Below are 22,322 nucleotides of genomic sequence, written 5' to 3'. Positions count from 1 at the left end.
CCACCTCCGGGGTTGATGAGTTGTTCGGACCTGTTGTGCCTGTAGAGGCCTGTAGGGGCCTGTTGGCGCCTGGAATGGGGAAACCCGGTTTTCCGCAGGATTCCCGTTGGGGACCATGTCGCCCAACCCACGGCATCAGGTGGTCCTGCGTGACCGGACATGCTCCCGCTCACCGGTGCCCACCAATGCCAAACATAGACGGGTATGCAATGTGTTACAGATCTCAATAATTGAAGAAGTGTGACCCATTAACTGTTAATTTATGTTGATGCATGTTTGTTTGTCAATATGGGCGTGTTGGATTTGTTGCGAAATTGTGGATTTTGTGGTGATCTTGAAGAAAAGATATCTCTATCGTGAGGGCAGGTGGCTAACGTGGCCGATGTGAGTCATGACACTTCATTCAAGGGCACTGGTGTGGTCGGGGGCGTCCGGTATGCCCGTGCCGTGTGGATCACTCCACGACCCGCGCTGCCAACCGCGGGGGCGGAGATCCCGGAGGATGGCCGGGAAAATGAACAGAGCCGTTTTACCGTGGCAGCGGACACTGTCTCGTCCCGTCTGCTCGCGCGGTCCGAATCCGTGACCGGTGCGGCCTCCGAGGTGTTGAAAGCCACGGCGGGCATGGTCGACGACCGCGGTTGGCGCCGGGCCGTGGCCAAGAACATCAAGGGTGGTCACCCGGCTGAATACGCCACGGTGCTGGCCACCGATAAGTTCATCGAGATGTTCGAGAAAGCCGGCGGTATCATCGCGGAGCGCATCACGGACCTCCGTGATATCCGGGACCGCGTCATCGCGGAGCTGCGTGGTGAGCCCGAGCCAGGCCTTCCCGCCGTGGACGGCCAGGTGATCCTATTCGCCGAGGATCTCTCCCCGGCGGACACCGCGGCGCTGGACACTGACCTCTTCATCGGCCTGGTCACCGAACTCGGGGGACCCACCAGCCACACCGCCATCATCGCCCGCCAGCTCAACGTCCCCTGCATCGTGGCCGCCGGTGCCGGCATCAAACGGATCAGCTCCGGAACGAAGGTGCTTATCGACGGTTCCCTGGGCACCGTCCTGGTTAATCCCGATGAGGACATGGCACTGGCACAGGTGGAGGAGTCCCGGGCGCGGGCGGCCAAGATAGCGCAGTGGACAGGGCCCGCCCAGACCCGCGACGGGCACCGTGTCCAGCTGCTGGCCAATGTCCAGGATGGTGCCACCGCACGGACCGCCTCCACCACCGTGGCCGAGGGCATCGGCCTCTTCCGCACCGAACTGTGCTTCCTGTCCTCCACCGAGGAACCCTCGGTGGAGGAACAGGCGGATATCTACGCACGGGTGTTGGAGGCATTCCCGGAGTCCAAGGTGGTTGTCCGCACCCTGGATGCAGGCTCCGACAAACCCGTTCCCTTCACCTCCATGCCCGAGGAGATGAACCCGTCCCTCGGCGTCCGTGGTCTGCGCATCGCCTTTGACAACGAGGGTCTGCTGACCCGACAGCTCGACGCGATCGCCCGGGCTGCCACGGAGCTCGGCCGGGATGACACAGCCCCCACCTGGGTGATGGCACCGATGGTCGCCACCGTCGGGGAGGCGAAGTGGTTTGCCCGCTTATGCCGTGAACGCGGGTTGATCCCCGGCGCGATGATCGAGGTTCCCGCCGCCGCACTGATGGCCGATAAGATCATGCCCCACCTGGACTTCGTCTCCATCGGCACCAATGACCTGACCCAGTATGCGATGGCGGCCGACCGCATGGCCCCCAGCCTGGCCTCCCTGACCGATCCGTGGCAACCCGCGGTCCTTCGTCTGATCAAGATGACCTGTGATGAAGGCCAACGCCAGGATGTGCCCGTGGGTATCTGTGGTGAGGCTGCGGCTGATCCGCTGCTGGCTGTGGTCCTCACCGGACTGGGGGTGAACTCCCTGTCGGCAGCCTCCACCGCTCTCGCGGGGGTGGGAGCTCAGCTGGCTGAGGTGGATCTCGCCACCTGCCGTCAGGCGGCAGTGGCGGCACTTGATGCCGAGGATGCCCTACGGGCACGCGAGGCTGTGCGGGCAGCCATTGCTGCCGGACAGCCGGGGTAGAACCCACCGGCTACAAGGCTGATCCCAGCACCCCATGCAACGAGGTGGTGCTGGGATCATGCGAGTTCTGCACCCTGTTGGATGACGGCTCACCGGTGTCGGACCACGGTCACCTCTCTGGGGCTGACACGGTCCGGGGTGGGGATGAAATTGTCCCATTCGCTACCCGTGGCATTGGCATATGCCACAGCATAGGACAGCTGCTCCTCGGGGGAGCGCTCCTGCTTGGCTGCCGAGAGGAAACCCGCCACGAAGGACTCCCGCCACGACACTCCCTGTTTCCCCGGGGTCCCTGTGAACGAGGCGACATAGACATCATCACCGGTGATGTGGATGGCTTCACCCCGGTTGACCGTGATGAGCAGCTCCGAAATGCCCCTGTCGATGAGCCCGCGCGCAACATCAACCACCGTGGTGATGTCCCCGGCGCTCCACGCCGCCTTGAGCTCGCCTGGTTCTTTGCCACAGCTGATCTCCAGATCCTCACCGGTGAGCACCAGCAGGTGGGGCTGCGAGGCTGCCAGCTGTCGGATCACCGCCCTGAGCGGAGCTCCGGTGGTGGAGATGGCTACCCTGACCTGCGGGTGGTACAGGGTCAGCGATCTGACCACATCGACGAACCATGCAGCGGGTGCGATCGATGGGAGTTCACCCCCCAGGAGAACCCAGTCAGCATCCTCGGCTTTTCTCACCACCAGATCCCGCAGCATGGCCAGCTGTGATACGTCCAGCGGCATGGGCGAGTTCTTGAACTCAGTCTCCGCGCCCTCCTGATCACGCATGGTCAGATGCATCGGGATGGGGCCGGCGACGGGGATGATCTCGTAGGGGAGACCGGACATCTTCACCAGACGCAGATAATGGGAGATCTCCGGTGCGGGGAAGATACTGAGTGTCTCCATACCGCCGAGGAACAGGGTGTTGGCCACCCCGGCTCCGAATCCCCCGGCGACGGTTGCCGCCTGGGACATGGCGTTGACCCCACCGATCTCGATGGGGCCGGAGAGGTCATTGGTGCTCAGCAGATAGGGGCTGGCGGTGACGGTGAGGATCATTCCGCGATCACCACCTCAACATCGCGTTCGCGCAACTGTTGCACGAAGGACTCCGGTGCGCCGGAGTCGGTGACCACCACATCGATATCATCGATGGAGCCGAAACTGACCAGGTAATCCGTGCCCATCTTCGTGGAGTCACAGAGCACCACCACTTTGTGAGCATTGGTGATCATCGCTGATTTCATGGCGGCCTCCTGGGAGTCCGCGGTGGAGAGTCCGTGATCCAGCGTGAGGGCATTGGTACCGATGAACACAACATCCGCCCGCATGAGGGCGAGTGTCCTCAGCGCGGTGTCACCCACCACCGCCTGGGTGATCGCACGCACGCTGCCCCCCAACAGCTGAACCTCATCGAGGCCGGCGTTAGCCAGGCTGAGGGCGATAGGCAGACAGTTGGTGACAATCGACCAGTGTTTGGCGTTAGGGTGTTCAGCAATCAGGTCCGCCAGAGCGGTGACGGTGGTTCCGGCATCGAGGAACATGCCACCATTCGCCGGGGGCAGAAACTGCATTGCAGCCTTCGCGATGGAGTATTTGGCGGATGAGGCGGACCGGAAGCGGGTGTCCAGGCTGAGCTCCGTGGTCTGGAAGGACTGGGTTGCGACAGCGCCTCCGTGTACGCGGTGGACGATGCCCTCCCTATCCAACACCGCGAGATCCCTGCGGATGGTCTCAGCTGTCACGTCGAACCGCCCCGCCAGCTCAGTGACATTCACCCGACCCTCAACCGCCGTCAATGAGGCGATTTGACGACGTCGTTCCTCTGCGTACATGCCACTCCTTAAAGCAAAAAGACATTTTGAGATATATGCCCGTTATTGTTTTCCATTATCGCACTATCCAACGCCCGAATCCTATGAAAAGTTGTCATGTGGGGCGTGATAAGAAGGGGAAATCTCACTAGATCGGGCAGGAAGAATGTGGAAAATGGTCTAAGAGCACGCCAAATCCACACTAAAACCACTATTGGATTCACGGGGTTGACTTCTTCCATCCACCCCCGAATGTGGTCAGAAAAGCAAAAACCCCGTTCGCACCGAGAGGGATCAGGCGAACAGGGTAGTCCACGGGTGGAGCTAGAGTTTGCGCATCACCGAGACAACCTTGCCCATGATCTCCGCGTTCTCCGCCGGGATCGGGGCGAAGGAATCATTATGGGGCAGCAGCCAGATGCCGGAGGCGTCCTTGTGGAACTCCTTGACTGTTGCCTCCCCCTCGATCATGGCGGCGACGAATTCCCCCTGCTCTGCAACCGGCTGGGAACGTACCACAACCCAGTCACCGTCGAGGATGCCCGCGTCCCGCATGGACTCGCCGACTACCTGCAGCATGTAGAGTTCACCGTCTCCGACGATGTCGGCGGGGAGGGGATAGTACTCCTCGATGTTCTGCTCAGCCAGGATGGGGCTGCCCGCGGCGATCTTGCCCACGACGGGGATGAATGAGGTGCTGCTGGCAAGCTCTGGCTGCGGGGAGGCGCCGGCGGTGGGGCGGGCCTTGGCTTTCGGTCCGGCCTTGGTGCGGTTGTCGGTCTCCGGGAGATGCCGGACGTCAACAGCGCGGGGCTTATTCGGGTCCCTGCGGAGAAAGCCCTTCTTCTCCAGTTCTTTCAGCTGGTAGGCCACGGATGAGGTGGACTGCAGACCTGCCGCATCACCAATTTCGCGGATGCTCGGTGGGTAACCCCGGAGCACGACGGCATCCCGGATAACTTCGAGGATCCTGCGCTGACGGTCGGAGAGGCTGGCGGGATCGGGTTTACCGTTGGGCAGCATCGTCACCGTGCGGCTGCCCCGACTGCCTCGGGCCTTGGGGGTCTTCTCGGTGGCCATGGGGTAGAGGTCCTTCCAGTTGATGGTTATCGGTGTCCGGGTGGTTTCGACCATTGGTCCGATCCCGGGATGCGGCCGGGTCGGTGGGTAGCTGGTGCGAAGCGGGGGACTGTTCGAACCGTTCTTATGGGTTCCGTTGTCTCAACCATACATGTTCGCCTGGGGAAATGGTACGAGTGTTCGACTTTTTCGGCCCGGATGTAGACATCATTCTTTCCAGCTGCTATAAATCGAGAGGAGAATTTAGTCGAACATGTGAACGATAACGGTGTTCGATGGTGGTGGGCCGGGTTTGTAGAATATCTCCAGGCGAAAGGGGCAGGATCATGGCTATTTCCATAACAGCTGGTCAGGGTGGTCGAGGCGGTAAAGGGCGAGGTGGTGTGGTCGTGCCACCCGCTGCGGTATGGGGTGGTGGGCGCGCGCAGATTTTCCAGTCAAATCCAGTGCATGTTCGAACGCTTAGAAATTCGAATAGGAAGGATTATTACGGAAATGAGCACCGTCACCCGGCACGCGGGATCCATTCGAACACCCCGCTGCGCTCCGTGGGGGAGGCACCCCGCGTGGATGTGACCCTCCGGACTGACAATCACCTATCGCGTTCGATTAGTGACAACCTCAAACAGTGGGCGGGTGGGGCCTTCTTCGGGCTGGTGATCGTCGCCGGGATCCTCCTGTCCCAAACCGGGCAGGAGGAAGCCCTGCCCACCTACAGCGAAACCCAGATGGTTGGACTGGACATTGACCCCCATTCCCTGGGTGGTCAGCGATGAGTGTGGGGAACGGGTGGCCCGGTGACCTAGATGAGTAAGTCCTATTAGGACTCTCGCGCGCAGGTCTGTTCAACGAGGGCGGAGAGTGCTTGAGTTTTTGGTGTGAACAACAAACTAAACACTCTCCTGACCACACTCTACGTCACCCTGGTCGACCGTGTCCTGCCCGATCTGGACTACGACCGGACTCACCGCCCAGGGCGCCGACCAGCCCTCGATGACGCCGAACTGCTGTGCCTGGCCGTCGCCCAACACCTGCTGCACGGATCCTCCTCAGAATCCCGATGGGTGCGCTACGCCCGGGCACACCTGACCGGAATGTTCCCGGCGATGCCCCAACAATCGGGCTACAACAAGCGCATCCGGGCCGCCGGCCCGTTGATCAGCGCGGTGATCACCGCCCTGGCCAAAGACACCGCCTCCTGGCACGAGATCCTGCGACTACTCGACTCCACCCCGGTACCCTGCGGCACCTCAAGAGAGACAGTCAAACGCTCTGACCTGGTCGGGCATGCCGGCTACGGCTACTGCGCTTCGCATTCGAGGTTCTTCTGGGGTTTTCGCCTGTATCTGGTCTGCACCCCGGACGGGATGCCGGTGATCTGGGGGCTGGCCAACCCGAAGATCGGCGAGCGGGAAACCACCCAGGTCCTGCTTGATCATGACTGTCATCTGGTGCGCGACGGGCAGGTCATCCTGGCGGACAAGGGCTTCGCCGGGAAAGAGTTCGAGGCGTTTGTCACCGACGAGCTTGGCGCCCACCTCGTCCGTCCCGACCGCAAGGATGAAAAGCCCCGGTTCGGGGCCCTCGGTGGTATCCGCCAGTGGGTCGAGTCCGTCTTCGACACGCTTAAAGGCCAACTCGGCCTCGAGCAGCACGGCGGGCGCACCGTCGAAGGCGTCTACGCCCGAGTCGCCGCGAAACTTTTGGCCCTGGCCGCCGGGATCTGGCACAACTGGCTCATCGACGCCCCCAACAAACGCTCCCTGATCGCCTACGACCACTAAAAATCAATAGGACTTAATCATCTAGACTGACTGTGAGCGTCCCCCTCCACCGGGGTGTGGGAGATGCTGAGGGAAGGATCACACGCATGTACTGCCCGTTTTGTCAGCACGGTCATTCCAGGGTCATTGATTCCCGCGTCATCGAGGCGGGAAGTGCGATTCGTCGCCGACGGGAATGTAGTCAGTGCCAGGGACGGTTCACCACCATTGAAAAAGCCGTCCTGCTGGTGCTCAAACGCAATGGAGTGACAGAACCATTCAGCAGGGAGAAGGTGGTCACCGGTGTACGCCGGGCCTGTCAGGGGCGGGATGTCTCCGATGATTCCCTCAAACGCCTCGCCCAGCAGGTCGAGGAAACAGTCCGAAGCAGCGGTAGTTCCCAGGTTCGTGCCAATGACATCGGTCTGGCCATCCTCGACCCCCTCCGTGAGCTGGATGAGGTGGCCTACCTCCGTTTCGCCTCTGTGTATAAGTCGTTCGAGAGTGCCGATGACTTCGAGAAGGAGATCCGGTTGATGCGACGTCAGAGCAGGGAAAAACAGGTCCAACAGGGGTAGATCAGCGCAGTTTGTCGACCATCTTCCTCACGCGCTGAGCCGACACCGGTTTGGGGGTGCCCAGGCGCTGGGCGAACAGACTCACCCGCAGCTCCTGGATCTGCCACCTGATGTCCCTGACCTCACGGGTGTTACGGCGATTGCTCGGCAGCTTGGCCAGGCGGTCCTCCAGATACTTCTCCACCCCCTGGATCTCGTCCTGTCGGTCAGCGTCCCGGTCCGGATCCCGGTTCATCTCCTCCAGGCGTATGGCCATGGCATGGAGATAACGGGGGAGGTGACGCAGGCGCTGGGCCCCGTGGATACTGATGGCATGTGCGGGCAGGAGGAACTCCAGCTGGGCGGTCATGTCATCGATGGCCGGTCCTGTCCATCCCTCCAGCTCCGCAGTGATGTTGGCGAAGCGCACCAGGGCCGGAGCCAGCTCCACAATTGTTCGCCGCACCTCCCCCGCCACGGCAGGCTTGACCGTCGCCAACAGCTTCTCAAATTCCTCCGGGGTACGCACTGCACCGCCATGAGCGAACATGAGGTCACGGATGGCCGCGACGCGTGCATCAGCGACCAGGCCCTCGGAACCGCCGTGCGGATAGTTGTCCACCGCAACTCTCTGTTGCAGGGGAAGTCCCTTGAGCATCTGCTTCGGGTTGACCTCGATCTCCCGCATCAACAGCGTGAGCGTGGAGGTGACCATGGAGGCATCGGCGGCGGCCCGGGTGGGGAACACCTTGACCGACACCCCTGTCGGGGTCACCACCAGGGCGGGGAAGGCGGTGACCTTCTGACCGTCCACCGTGGTGTCGATCTCCTCATCGATCGTGCCCAGGGTCTCCCTGGTCCAGGATGGAACCTCGTCCTGCTCCGAGGTGCGCGCCACCCGGGACACCGACGCACGGATCTGTGATGCGCGTCGTTCCTTCAACGCGGTCAGATCCTTGTCCCGGTCGATGATCTTCCCCCGCTTGTCCACCGCGGCGTAGGTGATCCGTAGATGGTCGGGTAGCTTTCCCGGGGAGAAATCGGACGCATTGATGCCACTGCCACCGAGTGACCGCAGTGCGTCAGCCAGCTGGGAGGTCAGGGGGGAGGCATAGGGGTGCAGTAGGGGCAGCGCCCGGCGGGCGAAATCCGGGGCGGGGACAACCGTGCGTCGTAAAGCCTTGGGCAGGGTGCGGATGAGCTCGGTGACCAGGTCGAGACGGACGCCGGGGACGAGCCAGTCGAACCCCTCGTTGTCCAACCCGCCGAGAACCGGCACCGGAATGAGGACGGTGACACCATCGTCGCGGTGGCCCGGTTCGAAGTGGTAGCTCAGGTCGAAGATCAGGCCGCCCTTTTCCCACCTGTCGGGGAATGCCTCCTCGGGGATGACCCCCGCATCCGCATTGACCAGTTTCTCCGGATCGAAATCCAGCAGGTCCGGCTGGTTTCTGGAGGTCTTCTTCCACCAGGAATCGAAGTGCCGGGAGGTGGTGATGGTCTCCGGGAGACGGGAATCGTAGAAGTCGAAGAGGGTGTCCTCGTCGACGATGATGTCACGGCGCCGGGCCTTGGCCTCCAACTCGGCGATGTCCTCCAGTTTGGCCGCGTTGTCATGGAAGAAGCGGTGATGGGTGGTCCACTCACCCTGGACGAGGGCATGACGGATGAACATGTCGCGGGCTGCCGCCGGATCCACCCGGTGATAGGGCACCACCTTGTCGGCGATGATCGTGACACCGTAGAGCGTGGACTTCTGATGGGCCATCGCCGCGCCGCGCTTGGTGGACCAGTGCGGTTCGGAATACTGGTGTTTCAACAGGGGGCCGGCGATCTTCTCGACCCACTCGGGTTCGATCTTCGCCACATCACGGGCCCACAGGCGCGAGGTCTCCACCAGTTGTCCCGCCATGATGAACTGGGGTGGCTTCTTCGACAACGGTGAGCCGGGGAAGATCATGAACTTCGTGCCCCGCGAACCGGAAAACTCCCTGCTGTCACCGTCGCGGGCGCCGATCTGTGACAACAGACCCGACAGGAGGGACTGGTGGATGATATCGGGGCTGGCGGTGCCGGCGACATTCTCCTTGGCCGACCACCCCAGCTGCAGGCCGACCTGCTCCAGCTGGCGGACCAGATCCCACCACTCGCGGATACGCATGTAGTGGAGGAATTCCTTCTTCATCTGCTTCCGGAAGGCGTTTCCGCTGGTGTTGTCACGTTGGTCGCTGATGTACTCCCACAGCTTGAGGTAGCTGAGGAAATCACTGGTGATCTCCTTGAATCGCGCGTGGGCCTGATCCGCCTGCGCCTGGAACTCCAGGGGGCGTTCCCGGACATCCTGGATGGTCATGGCGGCCACGATGATCATGACCGGATGCAGCGCCCCGAGGCGGTGGGCCTCCACCAACATGCGGGCCATGCGCGGATCCACCGGAATCTGCGCCAGGTCCCGGCCGATCGGGGTGAGCTGTGGCGAACCGTCCTCGGCCACGTCCTCCGCGAGGGCACCGAGCTCATGGAGCAGCAGCAGACCATCGCGGATCGAGCGTTGCTCGGGTGCCTGCACGAAGGGGAAGTCGGTGATATCCCCCAGACGCAGCGAAGCCATCCGGAGGATGACACTGGCCAGGTTGGTGCGCAGGATCTCCGGGTCGGTGAACTCCGGACGGGATTCGAAATCCTCCTCGGAGTACAGGCGGATGGCGATGCCGTCGGCGACACGACCACAACGACCCGACCGCTGATTCGCGCTGGCCTGTGAGATCGGCTCGATCGGCAGTCGCTGCACCTTGGTGCGTACCGAGTACCGCGAGATGCGTGCGGTACCGGTGTCCACGACATAGTGGATACCCGGGACGGTCAGTGACGTCTCCGCGATATTGGTGGACAGGACGATCCGACGACCTGAATGGGGACGGAACACACGGTGCTGTTCCTCGTTGGACAACCGGCCAAACAGCGGTGTGACCTCCACCCCCTTCCATCTGCGTCCCTCAATGATCTCCATGGCATCACGGATATCGCGTTCACCGGGGAAGAAACACAGGATGTCACCGGGCCCCTCCGCCATGAGTTCCTCGATGGCATCACACAGTCCATCGAGCGGGTCGATGTCGATGACCTTGTCACCCTGGACCACCTCGAGTGGGCGGTACCGGATCTCCACGGGAAAGGTGCGTCCGGAGACCTCGATGATCGGCGCCGGTTTGCCCTCAGCGTCGGCGAAGTGGGTGGCGAAACGCTCCGGGTCGATCGTCGCGGAGGTGATGATGACCTTGAGATCGGGGCGTTTCGGCAGCAGTTGGCGTAGGTACCCCAGCAGGAAATCGATATTGAGGGAACGTTCGTGCGCCTCGTCGATGATGATCGTGTCATAGGCATTGAGGAAACGGTCGCGCTGCATCTCCGCCAGCAGAATGCCGTCCGTCATGAGCTTGACCGAGGTGGAGGGGGACACACGGTCATCAAAACGGATGGCATAGCCGACGGTCTCGCCGATACCCTGTCCGAGCTCATCTGCGATGCGCTCGGCGACGGTGCGTGCTGCTAATCGACGCGGCTGCGTGTGGCCGATAAGACCCCTGCGCCCGCGTCCCAGTTCGAGACAGATCTTCGGGATCTGGGTGGTTTTACCCGAACCGGTCTCACCGGCGATGATGACCACCTGGTTCTCGCTGATCGCCTCGGCGATATCCTCCCGGCGCGCACTGACAGGCAATGACTGCGGGTAGGTGATCTCGGGCACGAGGGCAGCACGGGCCTCAACGCGCTGACGGGCCTTGTCGATGTCTGTGCGGATGGCGGTCAGTGCCCTGGGGGACCGGGCCTTCTGGAGTCGACGGCGGAAAGACCGTTCATCGGTGAGCGAAACCCCGTCGAGGAGTTCGTACAGTTCAGCTCGCGTGGGAGTGTTCTCAGGTGTAGTCATGGCTAGCTGGTCATTCTACTTGCTCCCCGCTGCTCATTCGAGTTCGGCTGCGAGTACCCTGAAATCAGAATGCGTCGTGCGCCACGGTTGCCCCGACCCCCGGTGAGTGAACCGGGGTGCCCGGGGTGGTACCTGGCGTCAGTCGAGGAAGAGGAGAGATGGATAACCATGACCCGCGATGAGAACACACCGGGCCAGGGCCCGGAATCAGACCCGGAGTTCGGTGACGGTCGGGGCAACCACCGTGATTCTGATCCGGACAACAGGGGTGAACAGACACCATCTCATGATCCCGATGGCTACCAGCGCGGTGAGGGGCACAACCGTGGTGATGGGGACACCCCCAAGCGTTATCACCGCACCAGCCACCCGGAGGATGCCCCGGGCGGATTCAATCCCGGATACGGCGCCGGTGGTAACGGGGGAGGAGGTTACCCGCAGGGTGGCGGGGACACCGGGGGACCGGCGTACTCCGGTTATGAACCCTATCCGGGCGGTGGCTACCAGGGTTACAGTCCGCGCGATGATGCCTACACCGGTTATGGCCAGGGGACGTTCGGGCAGTACACCGGACAGGATGAGGGCGGCACCCCCCTGGAAAGCACCAATGGTCGGGTGAACGTGATGCGTGCCGTGCGGTTCGGGTTCAAGGCGGTGTTCGCCAATCCGGCGGTGTGGATCCTCGGCACCGTCCTGGTGGGGTTGTTGTTCATCGTCTTGTCCACACTCCTGGGATTCATGATGTTCGCCATCAGCCCGGATGCCGCGATGAACAATGATCCGCTGTCCCCGGCCAATGTCATCCTCAACCTGGTGACCTCGGTGATCGTCTGGGCGATCGCAATCTGCGTGATCCGGGGGGCGCTCATCGAAACCGATGGGCGCCGTGCGCGGGTGCCGGAGTTCTTCCGCCCGATCAACGTGGGGCAGACCGTCACCCTCCTGGTCATCATCACGGTGGTGGGGTTTGTGGTCAGCCTCGTCATCCAGGGTGATACCTCGGAGTTGGTGACCGTCAATGAGATGACCGGTGAGGTTGCGGTGGAGAGCGCGGTGTTCACCCGCCTGTTGGTGTTGCTGGTCATCTCCGGTCTGCTCAGTCCGTTGTACAGTTACTGGATCTATTACACCTCCGACGGACGCGAGAACGCGATGGGGGCCATCACCCGCGGAGTGTCCGATGCGGCCCGCAATTACCCCAAGCTGCTGCTCTACAGCATCCTGTCCACGGTGGTCATCGTGATCGCCGTGCCGTTGACACTGCTGCTCGGTCTGGTCATCTTCATGCCGGTGAGCGTGCTCATCTCGGCGCACCTGTACCGCCAGATGAGTGGTGGGCGCGTGCCGGTGGAACACCGCACCAGCTAAAAGGTCGCCACATCCGGCTCGATCACAGAGCTGACAGAGTTGTCACAAGGGCCGACACAGCTGAAACAGCCGGCAACGCCCCCTCCCGGGGCCCTGACCACCATCAGGGCGACACCACAAGGGAGGGGGCGTTTGGGTCTGCGATTGGTCTGCGGTTGGTCCCCAGTTGGTACCCGGCCCGCGGTCAACCTACACCGGCAGCGGGATGATCGGGTTGTTGTCCTTGAGTTGGATGCCGGTGGCGTGGGCGTTTTTCAGGGCCTCATCGAAGGCACGCTGCAGGATCTGGGCGAACTGCTCGAACTCCTCTGCTCGTGAGGAGGAGGAGCGGTACACCAGCCCGATGCGGCGGTTGGCCACCACATCCGGACCGAAGTTGGCGGTGGCCAGACCGTCGCGGGTGCATTCCCAGGGCACGGCACTGACCGGGACCAGGGTGGAACCCAGACCGGCCACCACCAGCTGCATGACCGTGGTCAGGCTGGAGGCACGGGTGACGGCGGTGGTGGAGCTGATGGGGTTGACATCCACACGCCGGCACAGATCAACGATCTGGTCGTGGAGGCAGTGGCCATCGTCGAGCAGGAGCAGTTCAAGCTCATCGAGGGCGGTCAGCTGGAGGTCCTGTCGTCCGGCCAGTTCATGGTCGTCGGGGACAACGACCACGAAGTCCTCGTCGTAGAGGGGGATTTCCATCATGCCCGGGGTCTCGGAGGGGAGTGCCATGACCGCGACGTCGATCGCGCCGTCCCGCAGCAGGGACAGCAGATGCTTCGTCTGGTCCTCGACGATGTGGGGTTCCAGATCAGGGAACTCGGCATTCACGATGGATAGCAGCGAGGGCAGGATATACGGTGCCACGGTCGGGATGATACCGACGGTGAGTGGACCGGTGAGGGAACCGTTGGCGCCACGGGCGTGGGCCAGGAAGGATTCGGCGGCATCCAGGGTGGATTTGGCGTAGGGGAGGAGCTTCTCACCGGCGGGGGTGACGATGACCTTGCGCGTGGAGCGTTCAATCAGCTGCACCCCGAGACCGGTCTCCAGGGCAACGAGTGCCTGGGACAGCGACGGTTGGGAAATGGACAGTTTTGATGCAGCGGTACCGAAGTGTTTGCACTCCGCGATGGTTGCGAATGTACGCAGCTGCGCTAATGTGGGCCGGTACTCCTTATTGCTCATGCCTATAACCATAACCGGAAATGCCATGGAAGGGTAATGAAAAATAACGATTACGTGGGCGTTATCCTCGGTAAATAGGTAAAACCGCTGAATATCCTGCGGATATGTCAACAACCCCTTCCCCGGCTGGAAACCCTTCCGGGGGTCAACCCACCCCCGGTGGCCTCTAGTTGTGTTGGATATCCAGGGAGGAGAACCGGACCTCGCCGGCCTCGTCGGAGGCATCCAGATCCACCACACCGACGAAGGCGAAGGAGTTATCCCCCTCCGGATCCTTGATGATCTGACGTACCGCCCAGGCACGTCCCGTCTGTTCCACCGAGAAATACTCCGGCCCACGGGCGGCAGGGCCCGTGTCCAGGTCGGCGTATTCATCGAAGTAGGCATCCATCGCCGCGGGGAAGTCGGGTTGTTCATCGAGGTAGGAGGTCATTTCCGTAAGCTGCTCCTCCTTCTCGTAGGCAAACAGTTCCACCAGACGGAACATGGCGTTGCGGATCATGATGGTGAACGCCCTGCGGTTGGCGGTCAGGGCGGTGGGATCCTCCACCCCGAAGGCGAGCTCACGCTCCAGGGTTTCGCGTGAGATCGGAGCATCCGGGTCCGCCATCTGGGCCCATTCGTCCACCAGGGACGAATCAACCTGGCGGACGAGCTCGCCCAGCCATTCGATGACATCCTCCAGTTCCTCGGTGCTGTGCTCCTTCGGCAGGGTCTGCCGTAGCGTGCGCCAGGCATCGGTGAGGTAGCGCAGTGCCACACCCTCGGAGCGGGCGACCCCGTAGGTGGCCACCAGGTCGGAGAAGGTCATACCGTGCTCGATCATGTCGCGCACCACGGACTTCGGGCTGAGTTCAAATTCCTTCGCCCAGGGGTGTCCCTCCCGGAAGGTGTCGAAGGCCTGTTCCAGTTCCTCCTCCAACGGTTTCGGCCAGGTGACATCCTCGATGATGGCCATGCGCTCGCTGTAGTCCACGCCTTCGGCTTTGAGTGCCTCGATCTCCTCACCGCGCCGGGCCTTCTGCTGGGCGATGAGGATCTGGCGTGGATCGTCGAGGATGGACTCGAACACGCTGATCACATCCAGGGTGTAGGTCTCGGATTCCTTGTCCAGCAATGTCAGGGCCGCCAGCGCGAAGGGTGCCAGTGGCTGGTTGAGGGCGAAGTCGCGCTGGAGATCCTCGGTCAGCGCGTAGATCCGCCCGGTCTCATCCGGGCCGTCAACAACCTTGTCGATGATCTTCGCGTTCACCAGTCCGCGGAAGAGTTCCAGGGTGGTGAGGATATCCCTGTTCTGTTTGGCGCGTGTGTCGTGGTTGGTGCGCAGCAGGTGCCTGAGGTGCTCATAGCCGTCCCCCGGGCGGGCAACCACGTTGAGGATCATGGAGTTGGTCACCTTGAACTGGCTCGTCAGCTGCTCGGGTTCGGCGGTGGTGAGTCGCTCATAGGTGCTCTTCGTCCAGGTGACCTCACCCGGCCGGGTCGCCTTGAGCCCCAGTTTCTTCAGCTTCTTCGGATCCGACCCGGCCTTCTGGCGGAGCCGGGCATTTTCAATCTCATGCTCGGGTGCCTGGATGACCACATGGCCCACGGTGTCATATCCGGCGCGACCCGCGCGGCCCGCGATCTGGTGGAACTCACGGGATTTCAGTACGCGTTCCCGGGAACCGTCGAATTTCACCAGCCCGGTCATGAGCACCGTGCGGATGGGAACGTTGATGCCCACTCCGAGGGTGTCGGTTCCGCAGATCACCTTGAGCAGGCCGGTCTGGGAGAGTTTCTCCACCAGTCGGCGGTATTTGGGCAGCATGCCGGCATGGTGCACACCGATGCCCCGGCGCACCAGTTTGGACAGGGTCCTGCCGAAGGTGGTGGTGAACCTGAAATCCCCGATCTCCTCGGCGATCCGGTCCTTCTCCTCCTTGGTCACCACCGTCAGGGACGTCATGGCCTGGGCGCGCTCAATGGCATCACGCTGGGTGAAGTGGACGACATAGACCGGCGCCTTCTTCTCCTTGAGCAGGTTCTCGATCGTCTCATGCACCGGGGTGTAGACATAGGAGAACTCCAGGGGGACCGGGCGTTCGGTGTTGCCGACGAAGGTGGTGGTGCGGCCGGTGCGACTGGTCAGATCCTTCTCCAACCACTCGGTGTCACCCAGGGTGGCGGACATCAGCAGGAACTGGGCACGGGGCAGTTCCAACAGCGGTACCTGCCAGGCCCACCCGCGGTCCGGTTCGGAGTAGTAGTGGAACTCATCCATGACCACCTGGTCGATGGGGGCCCCGGCCCCGTCACGGAGCGCGATGTTGGCGACGATCTCGGCGGTGGCGCAGATGATCGGTGCCCGGCCATTGACGGTGGCATCGCCGGTCATCATGCCGACATTCTCCGGTCCGAAGACCTCACACAGGGCGAAGAATTTCTCACTGACCAGCGCCTTGATTGGTGCGGTGTAGAAGCTGCGCTGTCCGCGGGCCAGGGCGATGAAGTGTGCGGCGATGGCCACCATGGACTTACCCGAGCCGGTCGGGGTCGCGAGAATGACATTGTCCCCGGTGAGGATGCCCAGGGAGGCCTCCTCCTGGGCCGGGTAGAGACTGATGCCACGTTCCCTCGTCCAGGCCAGGAAGGAATCGAAGATCGATTCATCCAGCAGCGAGGCGGGCACGTCGGTGAGATCGGGCAGCATCTGGGAGAGGTTCACAGTTAACCAGCGTAGCCAACGCCGGTCACCGCGGGGTACCCCGCATGCTTGTCGACGAAAAGACCCGCCGCACCCCGTGCACACCATCTGGTGCGCACGGGGTGCGGCGGGGGATCGAGGAGGGTATCAGTTACTGCCCATTGTCCTCCGGACCATCGGGGTCACCGGAATCATCGAGGTTCGCGAGAAACCGTTCAAACTCGGCGCCGATCTCATCACCGGACGGCACAGGGGTTTCGCCGGGCAGTACCGCCTGCGGATTCTTCTCCCGGTAACGCTCCAGTTCCTCGTCGTACTGGCGCTCCAGGGCACCGACCACGTGTTGGATCTCCATGGAGTCGGAGGTCTGCTCCGCGAGTTGACGCTGTACCTTCTCGGCATCCCGCTCAATCGACAGCAGCGGCAGGTTCAGCTCGGCGGTCTCCGCCACCGCCTGCAGCAGCTTGAGGGTGGCTGCCGGGTAGGGCGATGCCGCAACATAGTGGGGAACATGGACCGTGTAGCCTGCGACGTTCTTCCCACGGGTGTGCAGAAGCTTCTCCAACTTCAGCGACGCCGAACCCGGAATGGAGATGCGGGCATCGATGCTGAACCGCGATTTCAGCAGTTCCGCGCAGTTGCCGTGTGCGGAGACCACCGTGGGGCGGGTGTGGGGGACGGTCATGGGGGCGGCGTAGAGGCAGATGGTCTGGTCGACACCGAATTTGTCCACCAGGTCCGACACGGCTTCGGTGAAGGCCCCCCAGCGCAGATCCGGTTCGGGACCGGACAGCACCAGAAATGGCTTGTTGTCCGAGTCGCGGACCACATGCAGTCCCAGCTGGAGCTCATCCATCTCGGTGACCTCGTTGTTGTCGATGACAACGGTGGGTCGGCGTGAGCGGTAGTCGATCAGCTCATCATTGTTGAATGAGGCGATCAGACGGTGATCCAGAGCCGCCATGAGATGGGAGGCACTGGCCTCCACCGCATGCCCGGCATCGGCATAACCCTGAAGAGCAACAATGAGGGTGGGGCCTTCAGAGCCACCGCCGTTCACCTCGGGTGACGGGTATTCAAGTTCGTACATTGATTCCTTGTTATCCGACATTATTCCTCCTCGATACTCCTAGTTGGTTCCAGGGTAGGTTCCCATGGTTAAACCCTGCCAGATTCTGACCACCTCACCGATGTGATGGGTCTCTGTACAGTTCAACCAATTGACATCGATAATTAATCCCCCCATTTACATTGTTGTGATATCCCACCGGGTTGTACCGATTCTAATCGATGATGACCGACCGACGGAACCATCTCCGACGAGGGCCCGGGGGTGTGGATAGTTTTCCCACCCCGGCCGGAAAGTGGGGATAACCCACTGGGGGCCTGGTTCCGGCCGGAGACCGCCCCCATACTGAGCCCATGCCTGAAAACAACACCACACAGTCCACATCCGTCCTGGGGACACCCGGGGATCTCATCGCCAATATTCCGGGAATCCTGGGGTTCTATCCCACGGAATCCGTCGTGTTCACCGTCATGTTCCGGGAGGGGGAGAGTACCCGGCACACCCTGGGGCCGGTGATCCGGGTCAATATCGACGAACTCGACCTCCTGCCCGATGTCGGTCGTGCCATCGAATCAACCGATGCCGATCTGATCTTCTGTTTCATCATCACCGGGAACTGCGCTGACGGGTGGGTGGAGGGGATCGTCGACACGCTCTTCTCCACAGCCGAGTCCGGGACCATACCGATCACCGCCTGCTGGATCACCACCGGGATCTACAGCGGTGAGATCTATCAGCTCGCGTTCGGACCATCACCCGCGGAACTCGGAGGTCCGGGCGGGGGACTGCTCGACTGGGAGGAGGGGCGCATCGCCCCGGTCACCGGTGCGGTGGCCACCCGCAACCTCCTCGAGCATGGGCAGTTGCCGGAAGCCACACGGACAGATGCCTATGCAGCCTTCGACCGCGACAACCGTTTCCTCACCGACGACGGTATCCGGGAGCTGGGTGCCCAGGCACAACGCCGGGGCGAGGACATACTGCGAGCCATCAGGACCGACCCGGATGGTGGTGCCTTCGATGCGGCACTGGAGGAATTCGAAGCCATCATCGACCGAGTCACAGTGTCCGGCAGCCGCTCCACCGTGGCCACTCTGTTACGTAAACCGGGTGTGCTCCGCGATGCCGCGGCCTATCTCACCTCTGTGCTGCTCCGGGACTCGATACTGCACCACAGTGTGGACAACCCCCGGGTCGCTGCGGATCTGTTCATGGCCGTGGCGAAGACATTCGATGGAGGTATCCGCTGTAATGCGCTGTGTCTGTACTCCATCGCGGTGATCCGCCAGAACCTCGGGATGAAGGCCATCCCGGCCCTGGATGCCGCCCTCAGCACCGATCCGGACCACAGCTTCTCGGGTCTGCTGCGACACGGGCTCGCGGACGGGCAGTTCGACACCATGGTGGACGCCTGCATGCGGGGCAATACGATGGTCCGGGCCCAGTACAGCCCCGGGAGCAACGGTGGAATCGCCCCGGCGGCCTGAACAGGGACGTGTTAACCGCGGTGGGCGCTGTGCGCGCGTTCGCCGAGCTGTGAGGTGAATGCCCAGGCATCCTCCACGATGGTGCGCAGATCGGTGCGGGTGGGGTTCCACCCGAGTTCCCGTTGTGCCTTCTCCGAGGACGCGATCAGCACCGCCGGGTCTCCGGCGCGCCGGGGCGCCACCTCGGCGGGGATCGGGTGTCCGGTAACCTCACGGCACATCTCCACCACCTGTCTGACGCTGTAACCATCACCCGATCCGAGATTGAAGATGCGGTGGGTTCCACCGACGTTGGACTCCAGGGCCAGGACATGTGCCTCGGCCAGATCGTGGATGTGGATGTAATCGCGTACCGCGGTGCCATCTGCGGTGGGCCAGTCGTCACCGAACATGAAGATCTTCTCCCGGTGGCCCAGGGCAACCTGCAGCACCAGGGGGATCAGATGGGTTTCCACCTCCCGGTTTTCACCGATGTTCCCATAGGCTCCCGCCACGTTGAAATAGCGCAGGCTGGTGGCCCCCAGCCCATAAGCCCGGGCATAGGAGGTGATGGCATAGTCGATGGCCAGCTTGGATGCCCCATAGGGATTCGTGGGGGCGGTGGGCATGTCCTCGGTGATGGGAACCTGTTCCGGCTCACCGTAGGTGGCCGCCGTGGAGGAAAATACCAGGTTGTCCACCCCGTGGGCGCGCATCGCATCGAGCAGGGTCAGGGAGGTGACCATATTATGCTGCCAGTAGTCGGCCGGGTGATCCACGGATTCACCCACCAGGGAACGCGCGGCGAAGTGCACCACCCCGTCGAACCCCCCGGCAGCCAGTACCTCATCGGCTACGTCACGGACATCGCCCTCCACCAGCGTGGCGGAGGCCGGGACGGCCTCGCGGTTGCCGGTGGTGAAATTATCGATAACGGTGACATCATGTCCACGTTCAACGAGGACGGCAGCGCAGACACTACCGACATAACCCGCCCCGCCGGTGACCAGGAGTTTCATCAGTTGAGTCCGTCGACCTTCTCCACACGCACGGCATGGGCGAGATCATCCATGAGCTCCACCATCATCCCGTTGTGGGTGATCACCACGCGACCCTGCTCATTGATGATGTCCACCTCCGTACCGATCCGGATGCCCGCGGAGCTCAGGATACTGAACTGCTCCTGATCAACCTGAAGGATCTCATTGAGCTGGACGATACGCACCCGGAGGGACTCACCATGGGGCAGGTCGATGGCCCGGATTCCGGAGTCCGGCTCACGGTCCTGGTCGAGACCGATATCAGCCAGGCCCGGGATGGGATTGCCGAAGGGGGAGCGGGTGACATCGTCGAGGACCTCCACGAGACGACGCTCCACCTCGTCACTCATCACATGTTCCCACCGGCAGGCCTCGTCGTGCACCTTGTGGATGTCCAATCCGATGATATCGGTGAGCAGACGCTCCGCCAGGCGGTGCTTACGCATGACGGCGATGGCGAGGGCACGGCCCTCCGGGGTCATCTCGAGGCTGCGATCCGGGCTGACATGGACCAGTCCATCACGTTCCATGCGGGCCACCGTCTGGCTGACGGTGGGACCGGACTGCTCAAGGCGCTCTGCGATGCGGGCACGGAGGGGAACAATGCCCTCCTCCTCCAGCTCATAGATGGTGCGCAGATACATTTCAGTGGTATCGACCAGATCCTTCACAGGAGACTGCCTTCCTTGTAAATCTATTCTCAACTAGAAAATCGCGTCCTGCGGGATGCGATTTGCCCCGGCCTGCCTGATCCCGGGAGGGAGGTGGGCCTCCAGACGATGTGGGCCTCGTCCATGTTCATTAACGCATTCTACCGGTGTTCATTCCCGCCCGGAGGGTCAACACTAATAACTCGACCGAAATAGCGGGATCAAACCTATAACTGCTTCTGGGGCACCTGTGCCACCGGTCCCAACCACACCACCCTGGCGCCGTGAGTGCGTGGGCATGCTGGCGGAACCCATTACAGCTTAGTCACAGTCCACCGATGCCACCTGCAGACATGGGTGGTGGCGGAATCTGTCAGCGATGTCCAGAGACAAAAGGCCGGAAACCCCAGTGAGGGTTTCCAGCCTGCTGCATGTGATACCGGAGTCTGGGGCCCTGGCGGGCATCCCCGGTGGTGGTGTTAAACGGCGTATTCGCGGAGTTTCGCCGCCCGCTCACCGTCGCGGAGTTTGCTCATGACTTCCCGCTCAATCTGGCGTACACGCTCGCGGGAGAGACCGAAACGGCGTCCGATCTGATCAAGGGTGCGTGGAACACCGTCCTCCAGACCGTAGCGCAGACGGATGACATCCTGTTCACGCTGCTCCAGGGTGCTGAGCACCGAGCGGATATCGGAATGGCGCATGGAGGCGACCACGGCGGTCTCAGCGTCGGTTGCCTCGGAATCCTCGATGAAGTCACCCAGGGGTGCCTCCTCATCAGCACCGACCGGCATATCCAGGCTCACTGGATCACGGGACTGGCGCAGCAACATCTCGATCTTCGATTCCTCAATACCGGATTCCTCCGCCAGTTCCTCATTGGTGGCTTCACGGCCGAGGTGCTGATACATCTCGCGCTTGATGCGGGAGAGCTTGTTCACCTGCTCCACGAGATGGACGGGCAGGCGGATGGTGCGGGACTGATCAGCCATGCCGCGGGTGATCGCCTGGCGGATCCACCAGGTGGCGTAGGTGGAGAACTTGAAGCCCTTGGTGTAGTCGAATTTCTCCATGGCCCGGATCAGGCCGAGGTTGCCTTCCTGGATGAGATCCAGAAGTGGCATGCCACGGCCGGTGTAACGCTTGGCCAGGGACACCACCAGGCGTAGGTTGGCCTCCAGCAGGTGGGCGCGTGCCTTTTTGCCCTCCTTGGCCAGCACTTTCAGGTCGCGCTTCATGGCGCGGGTGAGGGGTTCGTCGGAATGCTTGAGCTTGTATTCTGCATACAGGCCGACCTCGATGGTCTGGGCGAGCTCGACCTCATCCTCGGCAGTGAGCAGTGCGGTTTTGCCGATGCCGTTGAGGTAAACGCGAACAAGGTCCTGCGAAGGGTTATCGTTGGTCTGGCCTCGCCTGCTTCCGAGGTCAACCTCGCGATCATCGCCGGTTAGATTGAGATCCTGCGTGGACGGTTGAGTCATACTGGCCTCCTAATTTCGCGGTTCATAACATTTAACGGGACGACCATTTATAAAGTTCCCATTAATCGACATAAACCGCCAGCCACCCTCGAGAATCCCTGGATAAAGATCACATCCTTGACGTGGGGGTAGCTTTTGGGGTGAACATTATGAATAAATT

The 22,322-nt window shown here is 62.0% G+C and carries 16 protein-coding genes; 6 read left to right on the top strand and 10 right to left on the bottom strand.

Annotated features, from left to right (window positions below):
• The first annotated feature begins 375 nt into the window (after positions 1-375).
• Entirely contained in the window at positions 376-2,079 is a 1,704-nt protein-coding gene (gene ptsP, locus CE_RS09125; RefSeq protein ID WP_407921256.1) for a phosphoenolpyruvate--protein phosphotransferase, read from the top strand.
• An 89-nt stretch (positions 2,080-2,168) separates the two neighbouring features.
• On the opposite strand, the gene CE_RS09120 is transcribed toward ptsP, so the two are convergent.
• From CE_RS09120 to lexA, 3 genes are all read right to left on the bottom strand, one after another.
• Entirely contained in the window at positions 2,169-3,134 is a 966-nt protein-coding gene (locus CE_RS09120) for a 1-phosphofructokinase (RefSeq protein ID WP_006767823.1), read from the bottom strand.
• Complete coding sequence (locus CE_RS09115; protein ID WP_006767822.1) at positions 3,131-3,910, bottom strand: DeoR/GlpR family DNA-binding transcription regulator; 780 nt, start codon at positions 3,908-3,910, stop codon at positions 3,131-3,133. Before CE_RS09115 ends, CE_RS09120 begins: the two co-directional genes overlap by 4 nt.
• Before the next feature lie 303 nt (positions 3,911-4,213).
• Complete coding sequence (gene lexA / locus CE_RS09110) at positions 4,214-4,969, bottom strand: transcriptional repressor LexA (protein ID WP_143758529.1); 756 nt, start codon at positions 4,967-4,969, stop codon at positions 4,214-4,216.
• Positions 4,970-5,535: 566 nt separating this feature from the next.
• Between lexA and CE_RS09105 the strand changes: the two genes are divergently transcribed.
• The 3 genes from CE_RS09105 (at position 5,536) to nrdR (ending at position 7,310) form a co-directional block, all read left to right on the top strand.
• The gene (locus CE_RS09105) at positions 5,536-5,745 is read left to right on the top strand and encodes a hypothetical protein (protein WP_035108920.1); all 210 of its coding nucleotides are present in this window, start codon (positions 5,536-5,538) and stop codon (positions 5,743-5,745) included.
• A 102-nt stretch (positions 5,746-5,847) separates the two neighbouring features.
• Positions 5,848-6,753, top strand: coding sequence for an IS982-like element ISCef3 family transposase (locus CE_RS09100; protein WP_011075625.1), 906 nt, complete (start codon positions 5,848-5,850; stop codon positions 6,751-6,753).
• An 86-nt stretch (positions 6,754-6,839) separates the two neighbouring features.
• Positions 6,840-7,310, top strand: a complete 471-nt coding sequence (gene nrdR, locus CE_RS09095) for a transcriptional regulator NrdR (RefSeq protein WP_011075624.1) — start codon at positions 6,840-6,842, stop codon at positions 7,308-7,310.
• A gap of 1 nt (position 7,311) precedes the next feature.
• On the opposite strand, the gene hrpA is transcribed toward nrdR, so the two are convergent.
• Positions 7,312-11,220 (bottom strand): ATP-dependent RNA helicase HrpA, encoded by a 3,909-nt coding sequence (hrpA, locus tag CE_RS09090; RefSeq protein ID WP_006767818.1) that lies wholly within the window; start codon positions 11,218-11,220, stop codon positions 7,312-7,314.
• A 168-nt stretch (positions 11,221-11,388) separates the two neighbouring features.
• Between hrpA and CE_RS09085 the strand changes: the two genes are divergently transcribed.
• On the top strand, positions 11,389-12,588 hold the full coding sequence (locus CE_RS09085; RefSeq protein WP_006767817.1) for a hypothetical protein: 1,200 nt from the start codon (positions 11,389-11,391) through the stop codon (positions 12,586-12,588).
• A gap of 189 nt (positions 12,589-12,777) precedes the next feature.
• Here the strand turns inward: CE_RS09085 and CE_RS09080 are convergent, their stop codons facing one another.
• From CE_RS09080 to CE_RS09070, 3 genes are all read right to left on the bottom strand, one after another.
• A complete protein-coding gene (locus CE_RS09080; protein WP_035108839.1) occupies positions 12,778-13,770 on the bottom strand; it encodes a hydrogen peroxide-inducible genes activator in 993 nt (330 codons plus the stop codon).
• A gap of 166 nt (positions 13,771-13,936) precedes the next feature.
• A complete protein-coding gene (locus CE_RS09075) occupies positions 13,937-16,477 on the bottom strand; it encodes a DEAD/DEAH box helicase (protein WP_035108838.1) in 2,541 nt (846 codons plus the stop codon).
• A 130-nt stretch (positions 16,478-16,607) separates the two neighbouring features.
• Positions 16,608-17,567, bottom strand: a complete 960-nt coding sequence (locus CE_RS09070; protein ID WP_006767814.1) for a PAC2 family protein — start codon at positions 17,565-17,567, stop codon at positions 16,608-16,610.
• 311 nt (positions 17,568-17,878) lie between these two features.
• On the opposite strand from CE_RS09070, the gene CE_RS09065 reads away from it, so the two are divergent.
• On the top strand, positions 17,879-19,012 hold the full coding sequence (locus tag CE_RS09065; protein ID WP_006767813.1) for a DUF4192 domain-containing protein: 1,134 nt from the start codon (positions 17,879-17,881) through the stop codon (positions 19,010-19,012).
• Between the two features lie 11 nt (positions 19,013-19,023).
• Here the strand turns inward: CE_RS09065 and galE are convergent, their stop codons facing one another.
• The 3 genes from galE to CE_RS09050 form a co-directional block, all read right to left on the bottom strand.
• Positions 19,024-20,010: a UDP-glucose 4-epimerase GalE gene (gene galE, locus CE_RS09060; RefSeq protein ID WP_006767812.1), complete on the bottom strand. Its 987-nt coding sequence runs from the start codon at positions 20,008-20,010 to the stop codon at positions 19,024-19,026.
• A complete protein-coding gene (locus CE_RS09055; protein WP_006767811.1) occupies positions 20,010-20,702 on the bottom strand; it encodes an iron dependent repressor, metal binding and dimerization domain protein in 693 nt (230 codons plus the stop codon). Before CE_RS09055 ends, galE begins: the two co-directional genes overlap by 1 nt.
• 458 nt (positions 20,703-21,160) lie before the next feature.
• Positions 21,161-22,162 (bottom strand): sigma-70 family RNA polymerase sigma factor, encoded by a 1,002-nt coding sequence (locus CE_RS09050; RefSeq protein WP_006767810.1) that lies wholly within the window; start codon positions 22,160-22,162, stop codon positions 21,161-21,163.
• Positions 22,163-22,322 lie beyond the last annotated feature (160 nt).

The sequence above is a fragment of the Corynebacterium efficiens YS-314 genome (assembly GCF_000011305.1).
In the GTDB taxonomy this organism is placed as follows: domain Bacteria; phylum Actinomycetota; class Actinomycetes; order Mycobacteriales; family Mycobacteriaceae; genus Corynebacterium; species Corynebacterium efficiens.
The sequence above is the reverse complement of the archived record's forward strand: the minus strand, read 5'-3'. Positions and strand labels throughout refer to the sequence as shown.

What these genes read in the sequence shown, in the direction of transcription:
- CE_RS09120 (WP_006767823.1), bottom strand. Translation starts at nt 3,134, where the DNA reads ATGATCCTCACCGTCACCGCCAGCCCCTATCTGCTGAGCACCAATGAC.
- CE_RS09115 (WP_006767822.1), bottom strand. Translation starts at nt 3,910, where the DNA reads ATGTACGCAGAGGAACGACGTCGTCAAATCGCCTCATTGACGGCGGTT.
- lexA (WP_143758529.1), bottom strand. Translation starts at nt 4,969, where the DNA reads ATGGCCACCGAGAAGACCCCCAAGGCCCGAGGCAGTCGGGGCAGCCGC.
- nrdR (WP_011075624.1), top strand. Translation starts at nt 6,840, where the DNA reads ATGTACTGCCCGTTTTGTCAGCACGGTCATTCCAGGGTCATTGATTCC.
- hrpA (WP_006767818.1), bottom strand. Translation starts at nt 11,220, where the DNA reads ATGACTACACCTGAGAACACTCCCACGCGAGCTGAACTGTACGAACTC.
- CE_RS09085 (WP_006767817.1), top strand. Translation starts at nt 11,389, where the DNA reads ATGACCCGCGATGAGAACACACCGGGCCAGGGCCCGGAATCAGACCCG.
- CE_RS09080 (WP_035108839.1), bottom strand. Translation starts at nt 13,770, where the DNA reads ATGAGCAATAAGGAGTACCGGCCCACATTAGCGCAGCTGCGTACATTC.
- CE_RS09070 (WP_006767814.1), bottom strand. Translation starts at nt 17,567, where the DNA reads ATGTCGGATAACAAGGAATCAATGTACGAACTTGAATACCCGTCACCC.
- CE_RS09065 (WP_006767813.1), top strand. Translation starts at nt 17,879, where the DNA reads ATGCCTGAAAACAACACCACACAGTCCACATCCGTCCTGGGGACACCC.
- galE (WP_006767812.1), bottom strand. Translation starts at nt 20,010, where the DNA reads ATGAAACTCCTGGTCACCGGCGGGGCGGGTTATGTCGGTAGTGTCTGC.
- CE_RS09050 (WP_006767810.1), bottom strand. Translation starts at nt 22,162, where the DNA reads ATGACTCAACCGTCCACGCAGGATCTCAATCTAACCGGCGATGATCGC.